Annotated in this window: 14 protein-coding genes; 6 read left to right on the forward strand and 8 right to left on the reverse strand. The window is 70.9% G+C overall.

Going from position 1 to position 19,869, the window contains the following annotated elements:
* Nucleotides 1-156: 156 nt before the first annotated feature.
* The 6 genes from gap to uvrC all read right to left on the reverse strand — a co-directional run bounded on the left by gap (nt 157) and on the right by uvrC (nt 9,696).
* On the reverse strand, nt 157-1,164 hold the full coding sequence (gap, locus tag ACFU97_RS19470) for a type I glyceraldehyde-3-phosphate dehydrogenase (RefSeq protein ID WP_384257877.1): 1,008 nt from the start codon (nt 1,162-1,164) through the stop codon (nt 157-159).
* Between the two features lie 227 nt (nt 1,165-1,391).
* Nucleotides 1,392-4,346, reverse strand: a complete 2,955-nt coding sequence (locus ACFU97_RS19475; RefSeq protein WP_384257879.1) for a M14 family zinc carboxypeptidase — start codon at nt 4,344-4,346, stop codon at nt 1,392-1,394.
* 310 nt (nt 4,347-4,656) lie between these two features.
* Nucleotides 4,657-5,646: a DNA-binding protein WhiA gene (gene whiA / locus ACFU97_RS19480; RefSeq protein WP_093836177.1), complete on the reverse strand. Its 990-nt coding sequence runs from the start codon at nt 5,644-5,646 to the stop codon at nt 4,657-4,659.
* Nucleotides 5,637-6,713 (reverse strand): uridine diphosphate-N-acetylglucosamine-binding protein YvcK, encoded by a 1,077-nt coding sequence (yvcK, locus tag ACFU97_RS19485; protein WP_384257882.1) that lies wholly within the window; start codon nt 6,711-6,713, stop codon nt 5,637-5,639. The genes whiA and yvcK overlap by 10 nt, the downstream gene beginning before the upstream one ends.
* A complete protein-coding gene (rapZ, locus tag ACFU97_RS19490) occupies nt 6,710-7,669 on the reverse strand; it encodes an RNase adapter RapZ (RefSeq protein ID WP_384257885.1) in 960 nt (319 codons plus the stop codon). Before rapZ ends, yvcK begins: the two co-directional genes overlap by 4 nt.
* Nucleotides 7,666-9,696: an excinuclease ABC subunit UvrC gene (gene uvrC / locus ACFU97_RS19495; protein ID WP_384257887.1), complete on the reverse strand. Its 2,031-nt coding sequence runs from the start codon at nt 9,694-9,696 to the stop codon at nt 7,666-7,668. The genes rapZ and uvrC overlap by 4 nt, the downstream gene beginning before the upstream one ends.
* Before the next feature lie 306 nt (nt 9,697-10,002).
* Between uvrC and ACFU97_RS19500 the strand changes: the two genes are divergently transcribed.
* From ACFU97_RS19500 to ACFU97_RS19510, 3 genes are all read left to right on the forward strand, one after another.
* Complete coding sequence (locus tag ACFU97_RS19500; protein WP_384257890.1) at nt 10,003-10,959, forward strand: hypothetical protein; 957 nt, start codon at nt 10,003-10,005, stop codon at nt 10,957-10,959.
* A 182-nt stretch (nt 10,960-11,141) separates the two neighbouring features.
* Nucleotides 11,142-12,218 (forward strand): LacI family DNA-binding transcriptional regulator, encoded by a 1,077-nt coding sequence (locus ACFU97_RS19505; protein ID WP_384257892.1) that lies wholly within the window; start codon nt 11,142-11,144, stop codon nt 12,216-12,218.
* Nucleotides 12,215-13,126 carry a carbohydrate kinase gene (locus ACFU97_RS19510; RefSeq protein ID WP_384257895.1) on the forward strand — a complete coding sequence of 304 codons (912 nt, stop codon included), beginning with the start codon at nt 12,215-12,217 and terminating at the stop codon, nt 13,124-13,126. The genes ACFU97_RS19505 and ACFU97_RS19510 overlap by 4 nt, the downstream gene beginning before the upstream one ends.
* Nucleotides 13,127-13,218: 92 nt before the next feature.
* Here the strand turns inward: ACFU97_RS19510 and uvrA are convergent, their stop codons facing one another.
* Complete coding sequence (gene uvrA, locus ACFU97_RS19515) at nt 13,219-16,248, reverse strand: excinuclease ABC subunit UvrA (RefSeq protein ID WP_384257897.1); 3,030 nt, start codon at nt 16,246-16,248, stop codon at nt 13,219-13,221.
* A gap of 223 nt (nt 16,249-16,471) precedes the next feature.
* Between uvrA and ACFU97_RS19520 the strand changes: the two genes are divergently transcribed.
* Both ACFU97_RS19520 and ACFU97_RS19525 read left to right on the forward strand, forming a co-directional pair.
* Nucleotides 16,472-17,158, forward strand: coding sequence for a maleylpyruvate isomerase family mycothiol-dependent enzyme (locus tag ACFU97_RS19520; RefSeq protein WP_384257899.1), 687 nt, complete (start codon nt 16,472-16,474; stop codon nt 17,156-17,158).
* A 56-nt stretch (nt 17,159-17,214) separates the two neighbouring features.
* Nucleotides 17,215-17,871, forward strand: a complete 657-nt coding sequence (locus tag ACFU97_RS19525) for an MBL fold metallo-hydrolase (protein ID WP_384257901.1) — start codon at nt 17,215-17,217, stop codon at nt 17,869-17,871.
* 323 nt (nt 17,872-18,194) lie between these two features.
* On the opposite strand, the gene aroQ is transcribed toward ACFU97_RS19525, so the two are convergent.
* On the reverse strand, nt 18,195-18,668 hold the full coding sequence (aroQ, locus tag ACFU97_RS19530; RefSeq protein WP_384257904.1) for a type II 3-dehydroquinate dehydratase: 474 nt from the start codon (nt 18,666-18,668) through the stop codon (nt 18,195-18,197).
* A gap of 105 nt (nt 18,669-18,773) precedes the next feature.
* Between aroQ and ACFU97_RS19535 the strand changes: the two genes are divergently transcribed.
* Nucleotides 18,774-19,820 (forward strand): S66 peptidase family protein, encoded by a 1,047-nt coding sequence (locus ACFU97_RS19535; protein WP_384257906.1) that lies wholly within the window; start codon nt 18,774-18,776, stop codon nt 19,818-19,820.
* Nucleotides 19,821-19,869: the final 49 nt, after the last annotated feature.

Raw genomic sequence — 19,869 nt, forward strand, 5'->3', positions numbered from 1 at the left:
AGGGAGAGAAAACCACCGGGGGTTGACCCTTTTTGGGGGGGGGGAGGGGGGGGGGGGGGAGAGGAGGAGGGGGGGGGGGGGGAGGGCCCGGGCCGTCCCCCCCCTCCCCCCCCCGAGCCCTGCGTTCACACCGAGTCGCCTGCTCCGTGGATCGGATCAGAGCTGGTTGCCGACGAAGACCGTGAGGTCGACGAGGCGGTTGGAGTAGCCCCACTCGTTGTCGTACCAGCCGAGGATCTTCACCGTCGTGCCCTCCTGGACCATGGTCAGGGAGGAGTCGAAGGTGCAGGACGCCGGGTCGCTGACGATGTCCGAGGAGACGATCTGGTCCTCGGTGTAGGACAGGTAGCCCTGCAGCTCGCCCTCGGAGGCCTTCTTGAAGGCGGCGTTGACCTCGTCCTTGGTGACCTCGCGCGACAGCTCCACGACGAGGTCGGTGGCCGAGCCGGTCGGGACGGGGACGCGCATCGCGATGCCGTCCAGCTTGCCCTTGAGCTGCGGGAGGACCAGGGCGGTGGCCTTCGCGGCACCGGTCGTGGTCGGGATGATGTTCTCGGCGGCGGCACGGGCGCGGCGCAGATCCTTGTGCGGGAAGTCCAGGATGCGCTGGTCGTTCGTGTACGCGTGCACCGTCGTCATCAGGCCCTTGACGATGCCGAAGTTCTCGTCGAGCACCTTCGCCATCGGCGCCACGCAGTTGGTGGTGCAGGAGGCGTTGGAGATGACGTGGTGGTTCGCCGGGTCGTACTTGTCCTGGTTGACGCCCATCACGATGGTGATGTCCTCGTCCTTGGCCGGAGCCGAGATGAGGACCTTCTTGGCGCCGCCGGCGATGTGCTTCTCGGCGTCGGCCTTCTTCGTGAAGATGCCGGTCGACTCGATGACGATGTCGACGCCCAGCTCGCCCCACGGGATGTCGGCGGGGTTGCGCTCGGACAGGACCTTGATGGTGTGCCCGTCGACGGTGATCGTGTCGGCGGTGTGCGCCACCTCGGCCTTGAGGCGGCCCAGGATGGTGTCGTACTTCAGCAGATGCGCGGTGGTCGCGGTGTCACCCAGGTCGTTGACAGCCACGATCTCGATGTCTGCACCCTGCTCCAGCAGTGCGCGGAAGTAGTTGCGACCGATACGACCGAAGCCGTTGATGCCTACGCGGATCGTCACGAACCGATCTCCTCGTTGGTACGCCGGCCATGCGGTGCCGGCGAGCTCTGTTTGGGATGTCCCCGACCACCCCCGACCCTACCTCCCTGGGGCCTTCGCGGTGACATCGAGATGCCGCATACACGGGCAGGCGGTCCGTACCCGCCAGTAGGGGTACGGACCGCCCCACCGTCAAAGCCGGTCACCCCTTTTGACTACGGTGAGCTGGTCAGCGTTGACCGGGGAGTTCACCCTCCGAGGGCCGCGAGCGCCTTCTTCACGAGGGTGTTGCGGTCGGCCGCCGCGGTGAGGTGCTCGAGGCCGAAGCCCAGCAGCACGGTCCGGTCGGTGGTGACCGCGCCGTACGTCTGGAACAGCGTGCCGGTGCGCGCCCAGTCCTTGAGCACGGCCGGGCTGCCCGGAGGCGGTCCGGAGGCGCTCCAGGCGCCGAGCGAGGTCTCGAAGCCCTCGGTCTGCGTCGCCGTGCCGTTCAGGACGAGCGAGGCGTCGTCGGCCAGCACGCCGTGCCCGCCGCTGCCCGGGTCGGTGACGTAGGTGATCGACACCTCGACGGACCGGCCGGCGTAGGCGCTCAGGTCGTAGGCGACCTGCTGCCAGCCGCTGGAGGCGCCGGTGAGGCTGTTCCAGGCGCCGCTGGTGCCGGTCGGGGTGCAGCCGCCCGGCGCGAAGGTGAGGTAGTGCTTGAGCCAGGGGTGCTCGTTCACCAGGAAGCCGGCCTCGCACTCCGACGGGACCTTCTGGCTGCTCGCGCCGCCCTTCTCCGGGAGCGTCGTCCAGTCGTCGCCGCCGGTGGAGTGGGCCTCGACGATCACGTGGTCGTAGCCGGGCTCCGTGTCCCACAGCAGCCGGCTGCGCAGTGTGGGCTGCTCGGCCGCCGTGACACCGGTGAGGTCGACGGTGCGGGTGAGGCGCTTGTAGGAGTCGTCGGTGTGCACGGCCGCCGCCATGTAGGAGCCCGCGTACGGCCCGTACGGGTTGACGGTCCCGGCGAACTGGCCCGCGCCCGCGCTCGCGAACTGCGGGTAGGTGGCGGCGGGCAGTTCCTCGGAGGTGACGCCGTAGGTGCCCGCCTTGTCGAGCGGGTTGCCAGGCGCCGCGCCGAGCGTGCCGCCGGCGCCGGCGAGCTTGCCGGAGCCGGTGAAGCCGGTGGCTCCGGGCGTGGACGTACGCGAATAGGCGCCCAGGTAGTACTGGCTGAAGTCGTTCGACAGGGTGCCGTCGCCGAGGTCGACGTTGCCGCCGGCCTGTTCGCCCGCCTCGATCAGCTTGCCGCCCTCGTTGAGGTAGGCACGCAGCTGGAGTTGGGTGGCGTTGCCCGGGACGCCCGCGCCCGTGTAGTGGACGACGGTCCTGAAGTGCTTCAGCACACCGAGCGCGTCGGGCGCGCCCTGGGTCGCGACGTCCCAGACGATCGCCTTGCGGCCGTTCGCCCTCAGCGCGTCGACGTACGTCTGCGCCTGCGTGGCGGCCACGCCCTCCTCGGCGACGACGAGCATGTCGGCCTGGGGCCGCTGCGCGACGGTGTAGGTGAAGTGCTTGCTCGCGGCCTTCCTGCCGCCCTTGGCCCCGCCGGTGAACCACACCTCGACCTTGTCGCCGGGGTCGGCGCCCCTGACCTTGGCCCGGTACTCGTCGAAGTGCAGGTTGTCGTCACCGCCGTAGGTCTCGCCGCCCCGCCACGCCCTCAGTGGCGTGTCGTGCGTACGGCCGCCGTTCACGCGGTACTTGAGCTCCTTGCCGCGGATCGCCCTGCGTACGACGACGGAGACCTCCTGGTCGGCGCCGCGCGCGTACGACGTGGTGAACTCGGCCGCGGTGAAGTCCGCCGCGGTCAGGCCCAGCGACGAGGACGGCCGGTCGGGGTGCGGGGCGGTCTCGGCGACCGACAACGCGAACGGGATGTTCTTCTCGAACTCCTGCTGGATCAGGTGCTCGTCGTCCGGGAAGTTGAAGACGGAGCGGCAGTCGGCCGCGTTCCACTGGTCGTTCGGGTCGGCGTTCGAGGCGGTCTGACAGGTCGACATCTCAGGGGTGAACATCGACATGCGGTTGGCGTTCGCCGCGTGGCCGTCCGCCTCGCCGTTCGTGGTGTACAGCTCCGAGGAGACCTGTGGGCGGTAGCCGGGGATCGCGGAGTTGTCCGGGCTGCCGGCCAGCGCCTTGTAGAGCACGTCGTCGGGCGTGGGCGTGGCCACCTGCCAGCCGACGCCGTAGAGCAGCAGCTCGGCGGCGGAGTGGTAGTTGATGCCGTAGGAGAAGCCGATGCGCTTCTCGAAGGCGTCGATCGCCTTGGTCTCGGGTTCGGAGCCGGGGCTCGCGCCGCGGTAGGTCTCGCTGGTGGGGTTGGGGGAGGAACCCTCGTCGTCGTAGCCCCACTTGTAGGCGAAGTTGCGGTTGAGGTCGACGCCGTCGCCGGTGGAGATGACGCCGTCGCCGTTGACGTCCCGCAGGTTCTTGCGCCACAGGCGGGTGTCGGAGCTCTTGAACGTGTAGTCGTAGCCGTCGGGGTTGGCGGAGATCACGAACCACAGCTCGGTGGAGTCGACGATCTTCCTGACGCGCTTGTCCGTCTTGTAGTGATCGAGGTAGTAGTGCATCAGCCGCCGGGTCATCTCCGGCGTGATCCACTCGCGCGCGTGCTGGTTGGACATGTAGAGGACGGAGGGCCTGGAGCCGTCCTTGGCCTTCTTCGCGTCCTTGGTCAGCTTGAGCGCGAGGATGTCCTGACCGCTCACGGTCTTGCCGATGGAGACGACCTTCGTGAGGCCGGGGTTCTGCTGCCCGGTCCGGACGATCTCCTCCTTCAGGCCACCGCTTCCGCTGTACGGCCGGAACACCCCCTGGGCCGCCCCCTCGACCCGCGCCTCGGCCTTGGCCGACAGCGTGTGCTCGGTGAGGTCGACGCCCTGCTTCTCCAGCTTCCGGGCCTGCTGACGGGTGAGGTAGACCTCGACCGGGGCGGTGCCCTTCTCGGGTACCTGCTCCCCCAGTTCGTGGCTGTCCTGTCCTGCCGCGAGGAGCAGGGGTACCTGCTTCGCGGTGACGTCGGCGCGGTAGACCTGGACCTCGCCGGGATCGGAACCCGGCGAACTCCCGTTCTGCGCCTGGGCGATGGGTGCGAGGCTCGCTCCGCCGATCAGGAGCGCGCCGACAGCGAGGATCGATCTCGCTCTGTGTCTCATGAACCCCCCTAGCAGTTGATCACCACAGCAGCGAACTGTTGCCAGGCTCATGACAGTTCATGATCGAGTCAAGAGCGCCTCAAGGACAGGAAAACGCAGGTGGCGCCGCCCAACCCGATGGTGGGGACCCCCTGTTTGTTTGCCCTTTTTCCGGTCCACCTACAAAGGTTTTTTTTCTCTTCCTCGTTGTTTTTTGCTTCTTTCCGGAAAGCTCAAGGACCAAACAAAAACCACTCAAGGAAAAGAAAACCTCGTTTCCCCCCCCCAGCTTGGGCGCCGCCACCTGCGTGTTGATCGACCGTCGGCCGGATCAGCCGACGAGGTTGTCGGCCATCTCCTCGGTGATGCTGGACTCCGTGCCCGGAATGCCCAGGTCGGAGGCGCGCTTGTCGGCCATCGCCAGCAGCCGGCGGATACGGCCGGCGACCGCGTCCTTCGTCAGCGGCGGGTCGGCCAGCGCGCCCAGCTCCTCCAGCGAGGCCTGCTTGTGGTCCATGCGCAGCCGGCCGGCGGCCGCGAGATGCTCGGGGACCTCCTCGCCGAGGATCTCCAGGGCACGCTGGACCCGGGCGCCCGCGGCGACGGCCGCCCGCGCCGAGCGGCGGAGGTTGGCGTCGTCGAAGTTGGCGAGACGGTTCGCCGTCGCCCGCACCTCGCGGCGCATCCGGCGCTCCTCCCAGGCCAGCACCGACTCGTGCGCGCCGAGGCGGGTGAGCAGGGCGCCGATCGCGTCGCCGTCACGGACGACCACGCGGTCCACGCCGCGCACCTCGCGCGCCTTCGCCGCGATCGACAGCCGGCGGGCGGCGCCGACCAGCGCGAGAGCGGCCTCGGGGCCCGGGCAGGTCACCTCCAGGGAGGAGGAGCGGCCCGGCTCGGTGAGCGAGCCGTGGGCCAGGAAGGCACCGCGCCAGGCGGCCTCCGCGTCGCAGGTGGCCCCCGAGACCACCTGCGGGGGCAGACCGCGGATCGGGCGGCCCCGGCCGTCCACCAGGCCGGTCTGCCGGGCGAGCTGGTCGCCGCCGGCGACGACCCGGACCACGTAGCGCGAACCGCGCCGCAGTCCGCCCGGCGCCATCACGATCAGCTCCGAACTGTGGCCGAAGATCTCCAGGATGTCCCGCTTCAGGCGCCGCGCCGCCATCGCGGTGTCCAGCTCCGCCTCGATCACGATGCGCCCGCTGACCAGGTGGAGGCCGCCGGCGAACCGCAGAATGGCGGAGACCTCCGCCTTTCTGCAGCAGGTCCGGGTGACGGGGAGCCGGGAGATCTCGTCCTTCACCGCTGCCGTCATCGCCATGGGCCGATCCTTCCATGCATCCGAAAAATACGGTCGTACGCGGCAGCCAGCAGCTCCGGATCGTGCCGCGGAGTTCCGTCCCTCCGGGCCACCGGCGCCAGCTCGACCGCGGCCCCGAGCCGCTTGGCGGCCTCGGTGAGCACCTCGCGGTCGGGAACGGCGGCCTCGTCGGCCAGCACCACGTCCAGGGCGAGTTTAGGGGCGTGTCGTCCCAAAACCTCCAAATGACGCTGCGGTGAGAAGCCTTCGGTTTCTCCGGGCTGCGGGGCGAGGTTCAGCGGGAGCACCCGGCGCGCCTTCGTCTCGATCAGCGCGTCCAGGAGATCCGGCACGAGCAGATGGGGGATGACGGAGGAGAACCAGGACCCCGGGCCGAGGACCACCCAGTCGGCGTCCAGGACCGCCTCGACGGCCTCCGGGACCGCGGGCGGGTCGTGCGGCACGAGGTGCACGGACTGCACCTCGCCGGGCGTCAGCGCCACGGTCGCCTGGCCGCGCACCAGGTCGACGTCCTCGGGCCGGTCCGGATCGTGCCCCTTGACCAGGGCCTGGAGCTCCAGGGGCACGGCGGACATGGGCAGCACGCGCCCGTGCGCGCCCAGCAGCTTGCCGACCAGGTCGAGTGCCTGGACGTGATCGCCGAGCTGCTCCCAGAGGGCGACGATCAGGAGGTTGCCGACCGCGTGCTCGTGCAGGTCGCCCTTGGACTGGAAGCGGTGCTGGATGACCCGGGCCCAGGTCTGGCCCCAGTCGTCGTCGCCGCACAGCGCCGCCAGGGCCTTGCGCAGGTCGCCGGGCGGCAGCACGCCCAGCTCGTCGCGCAGGCGCCCGCTGGAGCCGCCGTCGTCGGCCACGGTGACGACGGCGGTGAGGTCGCCGGTGATCCGGCGCAGGGCGGCGAGCGAGGCGGACAGGCCCATGCCGCCGCCGAGGGCGACGACCTTGGGCTGGGTGCCCCGGCGGCGCGGCCGGGCACCCCGGGCCTCGACCGGCCGGCCGGTGCGCGACTCGGGCACCGTGCGGCGCAGCCGGCTGAGCCGGCTCGGCCGCAGAGAACGTTCCGTCATTCGCGTCCCATGTCCCGGTGTACGACCACCGTCTCCACACCCTCGGCCGCGAGGCGCGCGGCGAGCTTCTCCGACATGGCCACCGAGCGGTGCTTGCCGCCCGTACAGCCGATGGCGACGGTCACGTACCGCTTGCCCTCGCGGCGGTAACCCGCCGCGATCAGCCGGAGCAGCTCGGCGTAGCGGTCGAGGAACTCCTTGGCGCCGGGCTGGTTGAAGACGTAGGCCGACACCTCCTCGTTGAGCCCGGTGAAGGGGCGCAGCTCCGGGACCCAGTGCGGGTTGGGCAGGAAGCGCATGTCCGCGACCAGGTCGGCGTCGACCGGCAGGCCGTACTTGAAGCCGAAGGACATGACGGTCGCCCGCAGCTCGGGCTCCTCCTCTCCGGCGAACTGGGCGTCCATCTTGGCGCGCAGCTCGTGCACGTTCAGGCTGGAGGTGTCGATCACCAGGTCGGCGTCGCCGCGCAGCTCGCGCAGCAGCTCGCGCTCGGCGGCGATGCCGTCGACGATGCGGCCGTCGCCCTGCAGCGGGTGCGGGCGGCGCACCGACTCGAAGCGGCGCACCAGCGCGTCGTCGGAGGACTCCAGGAAGACGATCCGCCGGGTCACGCCCCGCTGGTCCAGGTCGGCGAGGGACTCGCGGAGGTTGTCGAAGAAGCGGCGGCCGCGGACGTCGACCACCACCGCGATCCGCGCCACGTTCCCCTGCGAGCGGGCGCCCAGCTCGACCATGGTGGGGATCAGGGCGGGCGGCAGGTTGTCCACGACGAACCAGCCGAGGTCCTCCAGACACTTGGCGGCCGTCGACCTGCCCGCTCCGGACATGCCGGAGATGATCACCAGTTCGGGGATGGCCGAGTCCGGCATCCCGGCCGGCTCAGTCGTCGCGCCCGTACTCACCTGTGCTTCGTCTCCGCCCTGGTCCTGTTGCTCGTGGTGCTTGTTCACATTCATGTCTCCTGCCCCCGTCGTTCGTCCGGGGCGCCCGTCGTCACGGGCTCCCCACCGGAACCCATGGTGCCGGGTTCCTCCTCCATGATCTCTCCAGTCGCCGTGTTCACGGCGGGTGCGGCCGGTGCCGCCTGGGCCAGGGCCACGGCGATCGTCTCGGCCGTCTTGCGGCCTATGCCGGGCACCTCGCAGATCTGGTCGATGGTGGCGGATCGCAGTTTCTTGAGCGAGCCGAAATGCTTGAGAAGTGCCTGCTTACGGGTGTCCCCGAGGCCGGGCACGTCGTCCAGGGGGCTCGACCGGAAGCGCTTGGCCCGCTTGGTGCGCTGGTAGGTGATCGCGAAGCGGTGCGCCTCGTCCCGCACACGCTGGAGCAGGTAGAGGCCCTCGCTGGTGCGGGGCAGGACCACCGGGTCCTCGTCGTCCGGCAGCCACACCTCCTCCAGGCGCTTGGCGAGGCCGCACACGGCGACGTCGTCGATGCCGAGCTCGTCCAGGGCCTTCTTCGCCGCCGCGACCTGCGGCCGGCCGCCGTCGACCACGACGAGCTGCGGCGGGTAGGCGAACTTCCTGGGGCGGCCGTCCTCGTCGGTGAGCGCGTCCTCGCCGTCCGCCCACTCCCCCGTCTTCTCCTTCTCCGCGAGGTAGCGCCGGAAGCGGCGGTTGATCACCTCGTGCATGGAGCGGACGTCGTCCTGGCCCTCGAAGCCCTTGATCTGGAAGCGGCGGTACTCGCTCTTGCGCTGCAGGCCGTCCTCGAAGACGACCATGGAGGCCACGACGTCGTCGCCCTGGAGGTGCGAGATGTCGTAGCACTCGATCCTCAGGGGGGCGCTGTCCAGATCGAGGGCCTCGGCGATCTCCTCCAGGGCGCGCGAGCGCGTGGTCAGGTCCGAGGCGCGCTTGGTCTTGTGCAGCACGAGCGCCTGCTGGGCGTTGCGCTCCACCGTCTCCATCAGGGCCTTCTTGTCGCCGCGCTGCGGGATGCGCAGCGAGACGTTGGCACCGCGGCGCTCGGCGAGCCACTCCTGGACGGGTTCGGCCGGCTCGGGCAGGGCGGGGACGAGGACCTCCTTGGGGACGGAGTCCCCCTTCTCCTCGCCGTAGAGCTGCTGCAGGGCGTGCTCGACGAGGGCTCCGGTGGTGACGTCCTCGACCTTGTCGGTGACCCAGCCGCGCTGGCCGCGCACGCGGCCGCCGCGGACGTGGAAGATCTGGACGGCCGCCTCCAGCTCGTCCTCCGCGACCGCGATCAGGTCGGCGTCGGTCGCGTCGGCGAGCACGACCGCGCTCTTCTCCATGGCCTTCTTCAGGGCCTCGACGTCGTCGCGCAGCCGGGCCGCCCGCTCGTACTCCATCTCCTCGGCCGCCTCGGCCATCTGCTTCTCCAGGCGGCGGATGTACGTGCCCGTGCGGCCGGCCATGAAGTCGCAGAACTCCTCGGCCAGTTCGCGGTGCTCCTCCTCCGTCACGCGGGCGACGCAGGGCGCGGAGCACTTGCCGATGTAGCCGAGCAGGCAGGGGCGGCCGGTGCGGGTGGCGTTCTTGAAGACGCCGGCCGAGCAGGTGCGCACCGGGAAGACGCGCAGCAGGAGGTCCACGGTGTCGCGGATGGCCCAGGCGTGGCCGTACGGCCCGAAGTAGCGCACGCCCTTGCGCTTGTGGCCGCGCATCACCTGTACGCGCGGGAATTCCTCGTTCATCGTCACCGCGAGGTACGGATAGCTCTTGTCGTCGCGGTACTTGACGTTGAACCGGGGGTCGAACTCCTTGATCCAGGAGTACTCCAGCTGGAGGGCCTCGACCTCCGTGGACACCACGGTCCACTCCACGGACGCGGCCGTGGTGACCATGGTGCGCGTGCGGGGGTGGAGGTTCGTCAGGTCCTGGAAGTAGTTCGCCAGGCGCTGGCGCAGGCTTTTTGCCTTTCCGACGTAGATCACCCTGCGGTGCTCGTCACGGAATCTGTACACCCCTGGGGTGTCCGGGATCTCACCCGGCCGGGGGCGGTAGCTGGAGGGATCTGCCATGTCTCACACCCTACTGGCGGGGGCCGACACTCGGCGGGCCTGTGGACGACGCCCGGCGCGACGGCGGCCGGGCCCGCCCGGCGCGCCCGCGCCGGGCCGCCGATCGCGTCTCGGCCAGGAGCACGTCGCTGTTGGGTTTCAGGTGTTGTCGGGACTAGGTCAACACGCTTCAATGCGTGGGAACTCGGGGCCGTGAAGGACGGCGTACGGATGTGAAGACGCCCCGGCGCCGACGGGGTGGCCCCGAGGACGAGCGCGAAACCCGGCCCGACCAGCCGTAGTGAGCATTCACAGAAAGGCCCCTGCATGCCGCACGCCACACAGCACGCGGACGTCGCCGCCGTCGCCACCGCGGAACTGGACTCGGCCCTGCGGGGCGGCCCCTTCCACGTGGCGCTGCGTGCCGCGATCGCCGCCCGCGGACTGCCGCTGCAGCGGGTGCAGCACCATCTGTCGCGCCACGGGGTCAAGGTCGGTGTCACCAGCCTGAGTTACTGGCAGCAGGGTGCCCGGCGCCCGCAGCGCCCCGAGTCCCTGCGGGCCGTGCGCGCGCTGGAGGAGATACTCCAGCTGCCGGAGGAGTCGCTGATACGGCTCCTCGCCGAACCCGACGAGGGCACGTCCGGGCGCCGGCCCGCGGGCCGCTCCTACCGCTCCCTGGTGGAGGCGTCGGGCGTCCTGCAGCGGATGCTGGCCGAGCTGGGCTCGCCGCCCGACGGCGGGCTGCACACCCTGGGCCACCACGAGCTGGTGCGGATCGGGCCCGGACGTGAGCTGGCGGCGCGCGAGTCGCACCACATCGTCCGCGCCCACAAGGACGGCGTCGACCGCTTCCTGGCCGTCCACCACGGCGACCCGGGATGCGCGCCGGAGCGCATGGGCGTGCACGCGCTGGAGAACTGCCGCACGGGACGCGTGCGCGTGCACCAGGACACCGGCGTGCTCGTGGCCGAGCTCCTCTTCGACACCCGGCTGCGGGCCGGCGACACCTTCCTCTTCCGCTACGGCATCGAGGACGGCACCGCCGGGGTGTCCCGCGAGTACGTCCGCGGCTTCGGGCCGGCCGGCGGGCAGTACGCGCTCCAGGTGCGCTTCGACGCGAGAGCCCTGCCGTCCCGGTGCCACCGTTTCGCCCAGCACTCCCCGGCGGCCCCGCGCAGCGGCCGCCAGGAACTGCGCCTGAGCGACCCCCACCACTCGGTCCACCTCGTCGAGCCCCGGGTGCGGACGGGGATCGTGGGGATCGGGTGGGACTGGGAGTGAGACTCCGGTCCTGACGGTCCGGGGCCCTCCTCGGCACGACCTGGGCGAGGTAGTCGGAGCAGTTCCTCGCGCTGGACGTAAACGTTTGCGCAAGCGTTTACGCCAGGCGCGGAATGGGATACGGTCCGCCGGAAGGCCGGCCGCGTGCTCGGTGAGGGGCACGCCTCGGGAAGGGGATCGCGATGGCCACGATGGCCGACGTCGCACGGAGCGCCGGGGTCTCCGTGGCGACCGTCTCGCACGTCCTCAACGACACCCGGCCCGTCCTCCCCCACACCCGCCAGGCGGTCCTCGACGCGATCGACCTCCTCGGCTACACCCCGAACACCCTTGCCCGCTCCCTGGTGACCTCGCGCACCCGGTCCATCGGGCTCGCGGTCTCGGCGATCAGCAACCCGTACTTCACGGAGATCCTCCAGGGCGTCGAGGCGGCCGCCCTGGAACAGGGGTACGGCCTGCTCATCGCCGATCCGCACGACGACCCGGTGCACGAGCGCAAGGTGGTGCAGCTGCTGCACGAGCGCCGGGTCGACGGCATGATCGTCGCGCCGTCCGCGGACCCCCGCCAGCTCGTCGCCTATCTCGGCCGGCACCAGGTCCCCGCCGTCTTCCTCGACCGGCTCGTCGACACCGCGGACGGCGAAGCACCGGCGGACGGCGCACCCGCCGACGCACCGCGCCACGACCAGGTCTGCGCCGAGAGCGCCGAACCGACCGCCCGCCTCGTCACGCACCTCGCCGAGCTGGGCCACCGCCGGATCGGGCTGGTCGCCGGACTGCCCGGGCTCAGCACCACCCGGGAACGCATCGCCGGTTATCGCCTGGGCCTGGCCGGCTCCGGACTCCCGTACGAGGAGCGCCTGGTGGCGCACGGCGACTCCGAGTCCGCCGGGGCCGAACGCGCCACCGCGGAGCTCCTCTCCCTCCCCGCCCCGCCCACCGCGCTGGTCACCGCCAACAACGCGATGACCATCGGCGCCCTTCGTGCCCTGCGGGACCGCGGCCTGTCCGTACCCGGCGACCTGGCCCTGTGCTGCTTCGACGACTTCGCCTGGGCGGACCTGTTCTCGCCCCGGCTCACCGCCGTCGCCCAGCCCAGCAGGGAGATCGGCGCCGAGGCGGTGCGGGTCCTCCTGGAGCGCCTCGCCTCGCCCGGCCGCCCCGCCCGCACCCTGCGGCTGCCCTGCACCTTCGTCCATCGCACCTCGTGCGGGTGCCCCGAACCGCTCCCGCAGTCCGAGAAAGGAACCGCTCCGTGATCGTCGTCGCCGGTGAGGCCCTCATCGACCTGGTACCGCAGGGCACGGGTGCCCTCGCGGGTCTGACGCCGGCGCTCGGCGGCGGCCCGTACAACACGGCCGTCGCCCTCGGCCGCCTCGGCTCCCCCACCGCCTTCTGCTCCCGCACGTCGCACGACGCCTTCGGCGAGGCGCTGCTCGACGGGCTGCGCACGGCGGGCGTCGACGTCTCGGGCGTGCAGCGCGGTGCCGAGCCGACCACGCTCGCGGTGGCCACGATCGACGGGAACGGCTCGGCCTCGTACTCCTTCTACGTCGAGGGCACCGCCGACCGGCTGTTCTCGGCTCCGGCCGCGCTCCCGGCCGAGACCCGCGCCGTGTCCTTCGGGACCTGCTCGCTGGTCCTGGAGCCGGGTGCGACGGCCTACGAGACGCTGATGCGCAAGGCCGCGGCCCAGGGCGTCCTCACCGCGCTCGACCCCAACATCCGGGCGGTCCTGATCCCCGACGCGGACGCCTACCGGGCCCGGTTCAGGAGCTGGCTGCCCTCGGTGACGCTGCTCAAGCTCTCCGAGGAGGACGCCCTCTGGCTGGGTGGTTCCCCGCGCGAGTGGCTGGCGGCGGGGCCCGCGGCGGTCGTGATGACGCACGGCGGCGACGGGCTCTCCGTGTTCACCCGGGACGGCGCCGAGTACTCCGTGCCGGGTGAGAAGGTCGACGTCGTCGACACCATCGGCGCGGGTGACACCGTGAACGCGGCCCTGCTGCACGGCCTGTCCGACCGGGACGCGCTGTCCGCGGACGCGCTCGCCGCGCTGGGCGCCGACGGCTGGACGCGGCTGCTGCGGTTCGCGGCCCGGGCGGCCGCGATCACCTGCTCGCGGGCGGGCGCGGAGCCGCCGTACGCCGACGAAGTCGGTTCGGTGTAGGGGCGGTTCGCCTGCTTCACGGGTCCGGGTGCCGCAACGGGCGGCGCCCCGCGGGGAGTTGTCCCGCGGGGCGCCGCCCGTTGCCGAAGGTGTCAGGCCTTGCGTGCCCGCGTCGTCTTCTTCGCGGGAGCCGCCTTCTTCGTGGTCCCGGCCGCCTTCTTGGCGGCGGCGGTGCCGGCGGTCCTGGCCGTCGCCGTCTTCTTCGCCGCCGACTTGGCCGCGACGGTCTTCTTGGCCGCCGCCTTGCGCGGGGCCTTCACCGAGGTTCCGTCGCTGATGCGGTCGGCGCCGAGGATCTCCCGCAGGAACTTGCCGGTGTGGCTCGCCGGGACCCCGGCGACCTCCTCCGGCGTGCCCTCGGCGACGACGAGTCCGCCGCCCGCGCCGCCCTCGGGTCCCATGTCGACGACCCAGTCGGCGGTCTTGATCACGTCGAGGTTGTGCTCGATGACGATGACCGTGTTGCCCTTGTCGACCAGGCCGGACAGCACCTTCAGCAGCTTGCTGATGTCCTCGAAGTGCAGACCGGTGGTCGGCTCGTCCAAGACGTAGACCGTGCGTCCGGTGGAGCGCTTCTGCAGCTCGCTGGCGAGCTTCACGCGCTGGGCCTCACCACCGGACAGGGTGGTCGCGGCCTGGCCGAGCCGGACGTAGCCGAGGCCGACGTCGTTGAGCGTCTTGAGATGGCGGTTGATCGCCGGGACGGCCTCGAAGAAGTCCATCGCCTCCTCGATCGGCATGTTCAGGACCTCGGAGATGGACTTGCCCTTGTAGTGGACCTCCAGGGTCTCCCGGTTGTACCGGGCGCCGTGGCAGACCTCGCACGGGACGTAGACGTCCGGGAGGAAGTTCATCTCGATCTTGATCGTGCCGTCGCCCGCGCAGTTCTCGCAGCGGCCGCCCTTGACGTTGAAGGAGAAGCGGCCGGGCAGGTAGCCGCGGACCTTCGCCTCCGTCGTCTCCGCGAACAGCTTGCGGATGTGGTCGAAGACACCGGTGTACGTCGCCGGGTTGGAGCGCGGGGTGCGGCCGATCGGCGACTGGTCGACGTGCACGACCTTGTCGACGAGGTCGTCGCCGTCCACGCGCGTGTGCCGCCCGGGGACGCTGCGGGCGCCGTTCAGCTCGCGCGCCAGGTGGGTGTAGAGGATGTCGTTGACCAGCGTCGACTTGCCCGACCCCGACACGCCCGTGACCGCCGTGAACACGCCCAGCGGGAAGGAGACGTCGATGTCCTGGAGGTTGTTCTCGCGGGCGCCGTGCACCGTGAGCAGCCGGGACGGGTCGTGCGGGCGCCGGATGTCGGGCAGCGGGATGGCCTTCTTGCCGGCCAGGTACTGGCCCGTCTGCGACTCGCTGTTGGCGAGCAGCTCCTTCAGGGAGCCGCTGTGCACGACCTTGCCGCCGTGCTCACCGGCGCCGGGGCCGATGTCGACGACCCAGTCGGCGACCTTGATGGTGTCCTCGTCGTGCTCGACCACGATGAGCGTGTTGCCCATGTCGCGCAGCCGGACCAGCGTCTCGATCAGCCGGTGGTTGTCGCGCTGGTGCAGGCCGATGGACGGCTCGTCGAGGACGTAGAGCACGCCGACGAGGCCGGAGCCGATCTGGGTGGCCAGGCGGATGCGCTGCGCCTCGCCGCCGGAGAGGGTGCCCGCGGCGCGGTTGAGCGAGAGGTAGTCCAGGCCGACGTCGACCAGGAACCGCAGCCGCTCGTTGACCTCCTTGAGCACGCGCTCGGCGATCTTCTTGTCGCGGGCGCTCAGCTTCAGCTCGCCCAGGAAGTCCGCGCAGTCGCTGATGGACATCGCGGAGACCTCGGCGATCGACTTCTCCATGATCGTGACCGCGAGGACGATCGGCTTCAGGCGCGTGCCCTCACAGGTGGGGCAGGGCACCTCGCGCATGTAGCCCTCGAAGCGCTCGCGGCTGGCGTCGCTCTCGGCCTCGCTGTGCCGGCGCTTCACGAACGGGACGGCGCCCTCGAAGGGCGTCGTGTAGACGCGCTCGCGCCCGTACCGGTTGCGGTAGCGGACCTCGATCTGCGTCTTGTGGCCGTACAGCAGGGCCTTCTTCGCCCGCTGGGGCAGGCCCGCGAAGGGGATGTCCGTCCTGAAGCCCAGCGCGTCCGCGAGGGCGCCGACGAGGCGGCCGAAGTAGTCCTTGGTGTGCCCGTGCGACCAGGGGTGGATGGCGCCCTCGTCGAGGGACTTGTCCTCGTCCGGGACGATCAGCTCCGGGTCGACCTCCATGCGCGTGCCGATGCCGGTGCAGTCGGGGCAGGCGCCGAAGGGCGAGTTGAAGGAGAAGGAGCGCGGCTCCAGCTCCTCGAAGGACAGGTCGTCGTACGGGCAGTACAGGTGCTCCGAGTACATGCGCTCGCGCTCGGGGTCGTCCTCGGGGAGGTCGACGAAGTCGAGCACGACCATGCCGCCGGACAGGCCGAGCGCGGTCTCCACGGAGTCGGTGAGGCGGCGCTTGGCGGAGTCCTTCACCGTGAGGCGGTCGACGACCACCTCGATGGTGTGCTTCTCCTGCTTCTTCAGCGTGGGCGGGCTGGAAAGCTGGATCGTCTCGCCGTCCACCCGCGCGCGGGAGTAACCCTTGGTCTGCAGGTCGGAGAAGAGGTCGACGAACTCCCCCTTGCGCTCGCGCACCAGCGGCGAGAGCACCTGGAAGCGGCTCCCCTCCGGCAGCTCCAGGACCCGGTCGACGATGGCCTGCGGCGACTGGCGCGAGATCGGGCGGCCGCACTGGGGGCAGTGCGGCTTGCCGATGCGCGCGAAGAGCAGGCGCAGGTAGTCGTAGACCTCGGTGATGGTGCCGACCGTCGAGCGCGGGTTGCGCGAGGTCGACTTCTGGTCGATGGAGACGGCCGGCGACAGACCTTCGATGAAGTCGACGTCCGGCTTGTCCATCTGGCCGAGGAACTGGCGGGCGTACGAGGAGAGCGACTCCACGTAGCGCCGCTGGCCCTCGGCGAAGATCGTGTCGAAGGCCAGGGAGGACTTGCCCGACCCGGACAGGCCCGTGAAGACGATGAGCGAGTCACGAGGCAGGTCGAGCGACACATTCTTCAGGTTGTGCTCACGCGCGCCACGGACGATGAGACGGTCGGCCACAGCCGGTCCGCACCTTTCTTGAGAGAAGTGACAGGGGCAGGGCCCCGTGCTTCTTCAGACTAGGGGGAGCCACTGACAACGCCGGTCGGATTCCGCGATGGATAACAATCCGCAGCTCTCCAGCATGCCCGACGCCACCGCCGACCATATAGCACGCGCATTCGATTTACGGCACTGCTTCACCACCTTCACCCAAAGGTGTGGCGGGGCTAGGGTCATGACCATGATTGATCACGGTCATGACCTGGCCTCTGTACGTGACGCGACCGACCGGCTGCTCACCGCAGCCGCCGCACTGGACAACGCGGCCGTGGCCCAGCCGTCACGGCTGCCGGGCTGGACCCGCGGCCATGTCCTCGCCCACCTCGCCCGCAACGCCGACGCTCTGGTGAACGTCCTCGAGGGCCGCCCCATGTACGTCTCCGGACAGGCGCGGGACGCCGAGATCGAGCGCGACGCCCCGCGCCCGCTGGACGTGCAGCTCACGGACGTGCGCGAGAGCGACGCGCGCTTCCACAAGACCGGGGCCGCGCCCGCGGACTGGTCGCGCACGGTGGAGCTGCGCAACGGCGTCACCGACTCGGCGGCCAGGGTGCCGTTCCGGCGCTGGGGCGAGGTGGAGCTGCACCACGTGGACCTCGGCATCGGGTACGAGCTGGAGGACCTGCCGGCGGAGTTCACCGAGCGGGAGATCGACTTCCTGGCGCAGCGCTTCACGGGTCACCCCGATGTGCCTCCCACACGCCTGACGGACGGCACGCGCGCGTGGCGCACGGGCCGCGAGGCGACGGAGCCGGAGGTCACCGTGACGGGTCCGGCGCCCGAGCTGCTCGGCTGGCTCGCGGGGCGCCGCGACGGCTCCGGGCTCACCGTGCGCGACGGCACGCTCCCGGCGCTTCCCCCGTTGTGAGCGCATGGCCTGTGGCCGGGGACACGGGCGCACTCCCCGGCTATAGGCTGGCGGCCATGACGTACAGCGGACAGGTGACGGTCGGCGGCCCGGCGGACGTGCACGAGCTCAAGGACCTGATGATCACCAAGATCGCGGTCGGCCCGATGGACAACAACGCCTATCTGCTGCGCTGCCGGGCCACCGACGAGCAGTTGCTGATCGACGCGGCGAACGACGCGGACACGCTGCTCGGCATGATCGGCGCCGACGGCATCGCCTCCGTCGTCACCACGCACCAGCACGGCGATCACTGGCAGGCGCTCGCCGAGGTCGTCCGGGCCACCGGCGCCCGCACCTTCGCCGGCCGGGAGGACGCCACCGGCATCCCGGTGCCGACCGACGTCCTCGTCGACGACGGCGACACCATCCGGGTGGGGCGCGTGGAGCTGACCGCGCGCCATCTGGTCGGGCACACGCCGGGCTCGATCGCCCTCGTCTACGACGACCCGCACGGCCATCCCCATGTGTTCACCGGGGACTGCCTCTTCCCGGGCGGGGTCGGCAACACCCGTAAGGATCCGAAGGCGTTCGCCAGTCTCATCCACGACGTGGAGACGAAGATCTTCGGCACGCTGCCCGACGAGACCTGGGTCTACCCGGGCCACGGCAACGACACGTCGCTGGGCGCGGAGCGTCCGCATCTGCCGGAGTGGCACGCGCGCGGGTGGTGAACGCCGGGGGGACTCCCGTCGGTCACGGGCGGTGAGGCCCGGTGCTGAGCGCCGGTCGCGGGCGGTGAAGCCCAGCAGTGGGGGCGTGCGGGCACGGCGCACGCGCCCCGTGTGAAGCGTTCACACGCGCCGGAGCCATGTGCGCGCTCCCGGCGCGCCGGGTGGAGCAGTCCACTGGAAGCAGCCCCGCACAGGATGACGGCTCCTGCGCGGCATGGGCCGCCGGTCTTTCAATCCCCGCCCTCGACCGGCGGCCCCGGCGTGTCCCGAGCGGGACAGCAGCGCAGGCCGGCCGTAAGGGACGCCGGCCAGGACGGCGGGACTTACGCGTCCGCCTGTGCCGCCCCCGCGAGAGCGGCGACGCGCTCCACGCCGAACACGTACCCCTGCACCCCGCACCCGGCGATCACGCCGTCCGCACGCAGCGAGACGTACGAGTGGTGCCGGAAGGACTCGCGCTGGTGGATGTTGGAGATGTGCACCTCCAACACCGGCATGCCGTCACAGGTGTTGAGCGCGTCCAGGATGGCGACCGAGGTGTGGGAGTAGGCGCCCGGGTTGATCACGATCCCGCAGTGGTTCAGCCGCGCCTCGTGGATCCAGTCGACCAGCTGCCCCTCGTGGTTGGACTGCCGGAAGTCCACCGTGCCACCGTGCGCGGCCGCCGCCTTGGCGCACAGCGCCTCGATGTCGGCGAGGGTGTCCTTGCCGTAGATCTCCGGCTGGCGCTGGCCGAGCAGGTTCAGGTTGGGCCCGTTGAGAATCATGATCGGGGCGTTGGCCAGGGTGCGGGGCACGGTTCGTTCCTCCGGTCCGGTGGGTTGCGGCGATCCGTCGGGACCGCTGTCCGGACCCGGTTTATCACGGTGCACCCGCCGCGCCGTGGCCCGTACCCTCCGGGCATGACGACGATCTCGTACCCTCCCAAGCCGTCGCCCGGCGACCGTGTCGCCGTGATCTCGCCCTCCGCGGGTCTGCCGGGGCTCCTCCCGCGCCCGTACGAACTCGGGCTGGAGCGGCTGCGCAAGGAGTACGGGCTCGAACCGGTGGAGTATCCGGCGACCCGCAGGATGGGCTCCACGCCGCGGGAGCGGGCCGACGACATCCACGCCGCGTTCGCCGACCCGGACGTGAAGGCCGTGATCGCGTCGATCGGCGGCGACGACCAGATCACCGTGCTGCCGCTGCTGGACCGGGAGTTGATCCGGTCGCACCCGAAGCCGTTCTTCGGCATGAGCGACAACACCAACCTGCTGCTGTACCTGCGCAACGCCGGGATCGTCGGCTACCACGGCGCGACGGTGATGTGCGAGCTCGGCCGCCCCGGCGCCATGCACCCGCAGACCGCCGACTCCCTGCGGGCCGCGCTGTTCACCCCGGGCCCTTACGAACTGCGGCCCGCCGAGCGATGGAACGATGTCAACGGCGACTGGGCGGACCCCGCGACCTTCGACGCGGAACCGCCCTCCCGGCCGGGCGACGGCTGGACCTGGGTGAACGCAGACCGGGCGGTCGAGGGCCGCAGCTGGGGCGGCAACCTGGAGATCCTGGGCTGGCTGCTGATGGCCGACCGGGAGATCGCGCACGACCTGGCCGAGTACGACGGCGGCGTGCTGTTCCTGGAGACCTCGGAGGAACTGCCCAGCGCCGACGAGGTCTTCCGCACCCTGCGCAACATGGGCGAGCGCGGGCTGCTCCAGCGCTTCTCCGCGCTGCTCATGGGCCGTGCGCGGACCTGGTCCTTCCAGCGCCCCAACAGCCCCGAGGAAGCGGCCCGTTACGCGGCCGGCCAGCGCGAGGCCGTCCTGCGGGCCCTGCGCGCGTACGCCCCGGAGACCATGATCGTCTTCGACGTCGACCTCGGCCACACCGATCCGCAACTCGTCATCCCCTACGGCGGCTTCGTCCGCGTCGACGGTCCCGCCCGGCGCATCACCGTCACCTACTGACGAGCCCGATCACCCCCGTACGCCCCCGTAACCGGCGATCACGCCGGGT

This window comes from Streptomyces sp. NPDC057616 (assembly GCF_042800575.1).
In the GTDB taxonomy this organism is placed as follows: Bacteria; Actinomycetota; Actinomycetes; order Streptomycetales; family Streptomycetaceae; genus Streptomyces.

What these genes read in the sequence shown, in the direction of transcription:
- ACFU97_RS19520 (WP_384257899.1), top strand. Translation starts at nt 16,472, where the DNA reads ATGATTGATCACGGTCATGACCTGGCCTCTGTACGTGACGCGACCGAC.
- whiA (WP_093836177.1), bottom strand. Translation starts at nt 5,646, where the DNA reads ATGGCGATGACGGCAGCGGTGAAGGACGAGATCTCCCGGCTCCCCGTC.
- ACFU97_RS19535 (WP_384257906.1), top strand. Translation starts at nt 18,774, where the DNA reads ATGACGACGATCTCGTACCCTCCCAAGCCGTCGCCCGGCGACCGTGTC.
- ACFU97_RS19505 (WP_384257892.1), top strand. Translation starts at nt 11,142, where the DNA reads ATGGCCACGATGGCCGACGTCGCACGGAGCGCCGGGGTCTCCGTGGCG.
- rapZ (WP_384257885.1), bottom strand. Translation starts at nt 7,669, where the DNA reads ATGAATGTGAACAAGCACCACGAGCAACAGGACCAGGGCGGAGACGAA.
- ACFU97_RS19500 (WP_384257890.1), top strand. Translation starts at nt 10,003, where the DNA reads ATGCCGCACGCCACACAGCACGCGGACGTCGCCGCCGTCGCCACCGCG.
- uvrC (WP_384257887.1), bottom strand. Translation starts at nt 9,696, where the DNA reads ATGGCAGATCCCTCCAGCTACCGCCCCCGGCCGGGTGAGATCCCGGAC.
- ACFU97_RS19525 (WP_384257901.1), top strand. Translation starts at nt 17,215, where the DNA reads ATGACGTACAGCGGACAGGTGACGGTCGGCGGCCCGGCGGACGTGCAC.
- ACFU97_RS19475 (WP_384257879.1), bottom strand. Translation starts at nt 4,346, where the DNA reads ATGAGACACAGAGCGAGATCGATCCTCGCTGTCGGCGCGCTCCTGATC.
- yvcK (WP_384257882.1), bottom strand. Translation starts at nt 6,713, where the DNA reads ATGACGGAACGTTCTCTGCGGCCGAGCCGGCTCAGCCGGCTGCGCCGC.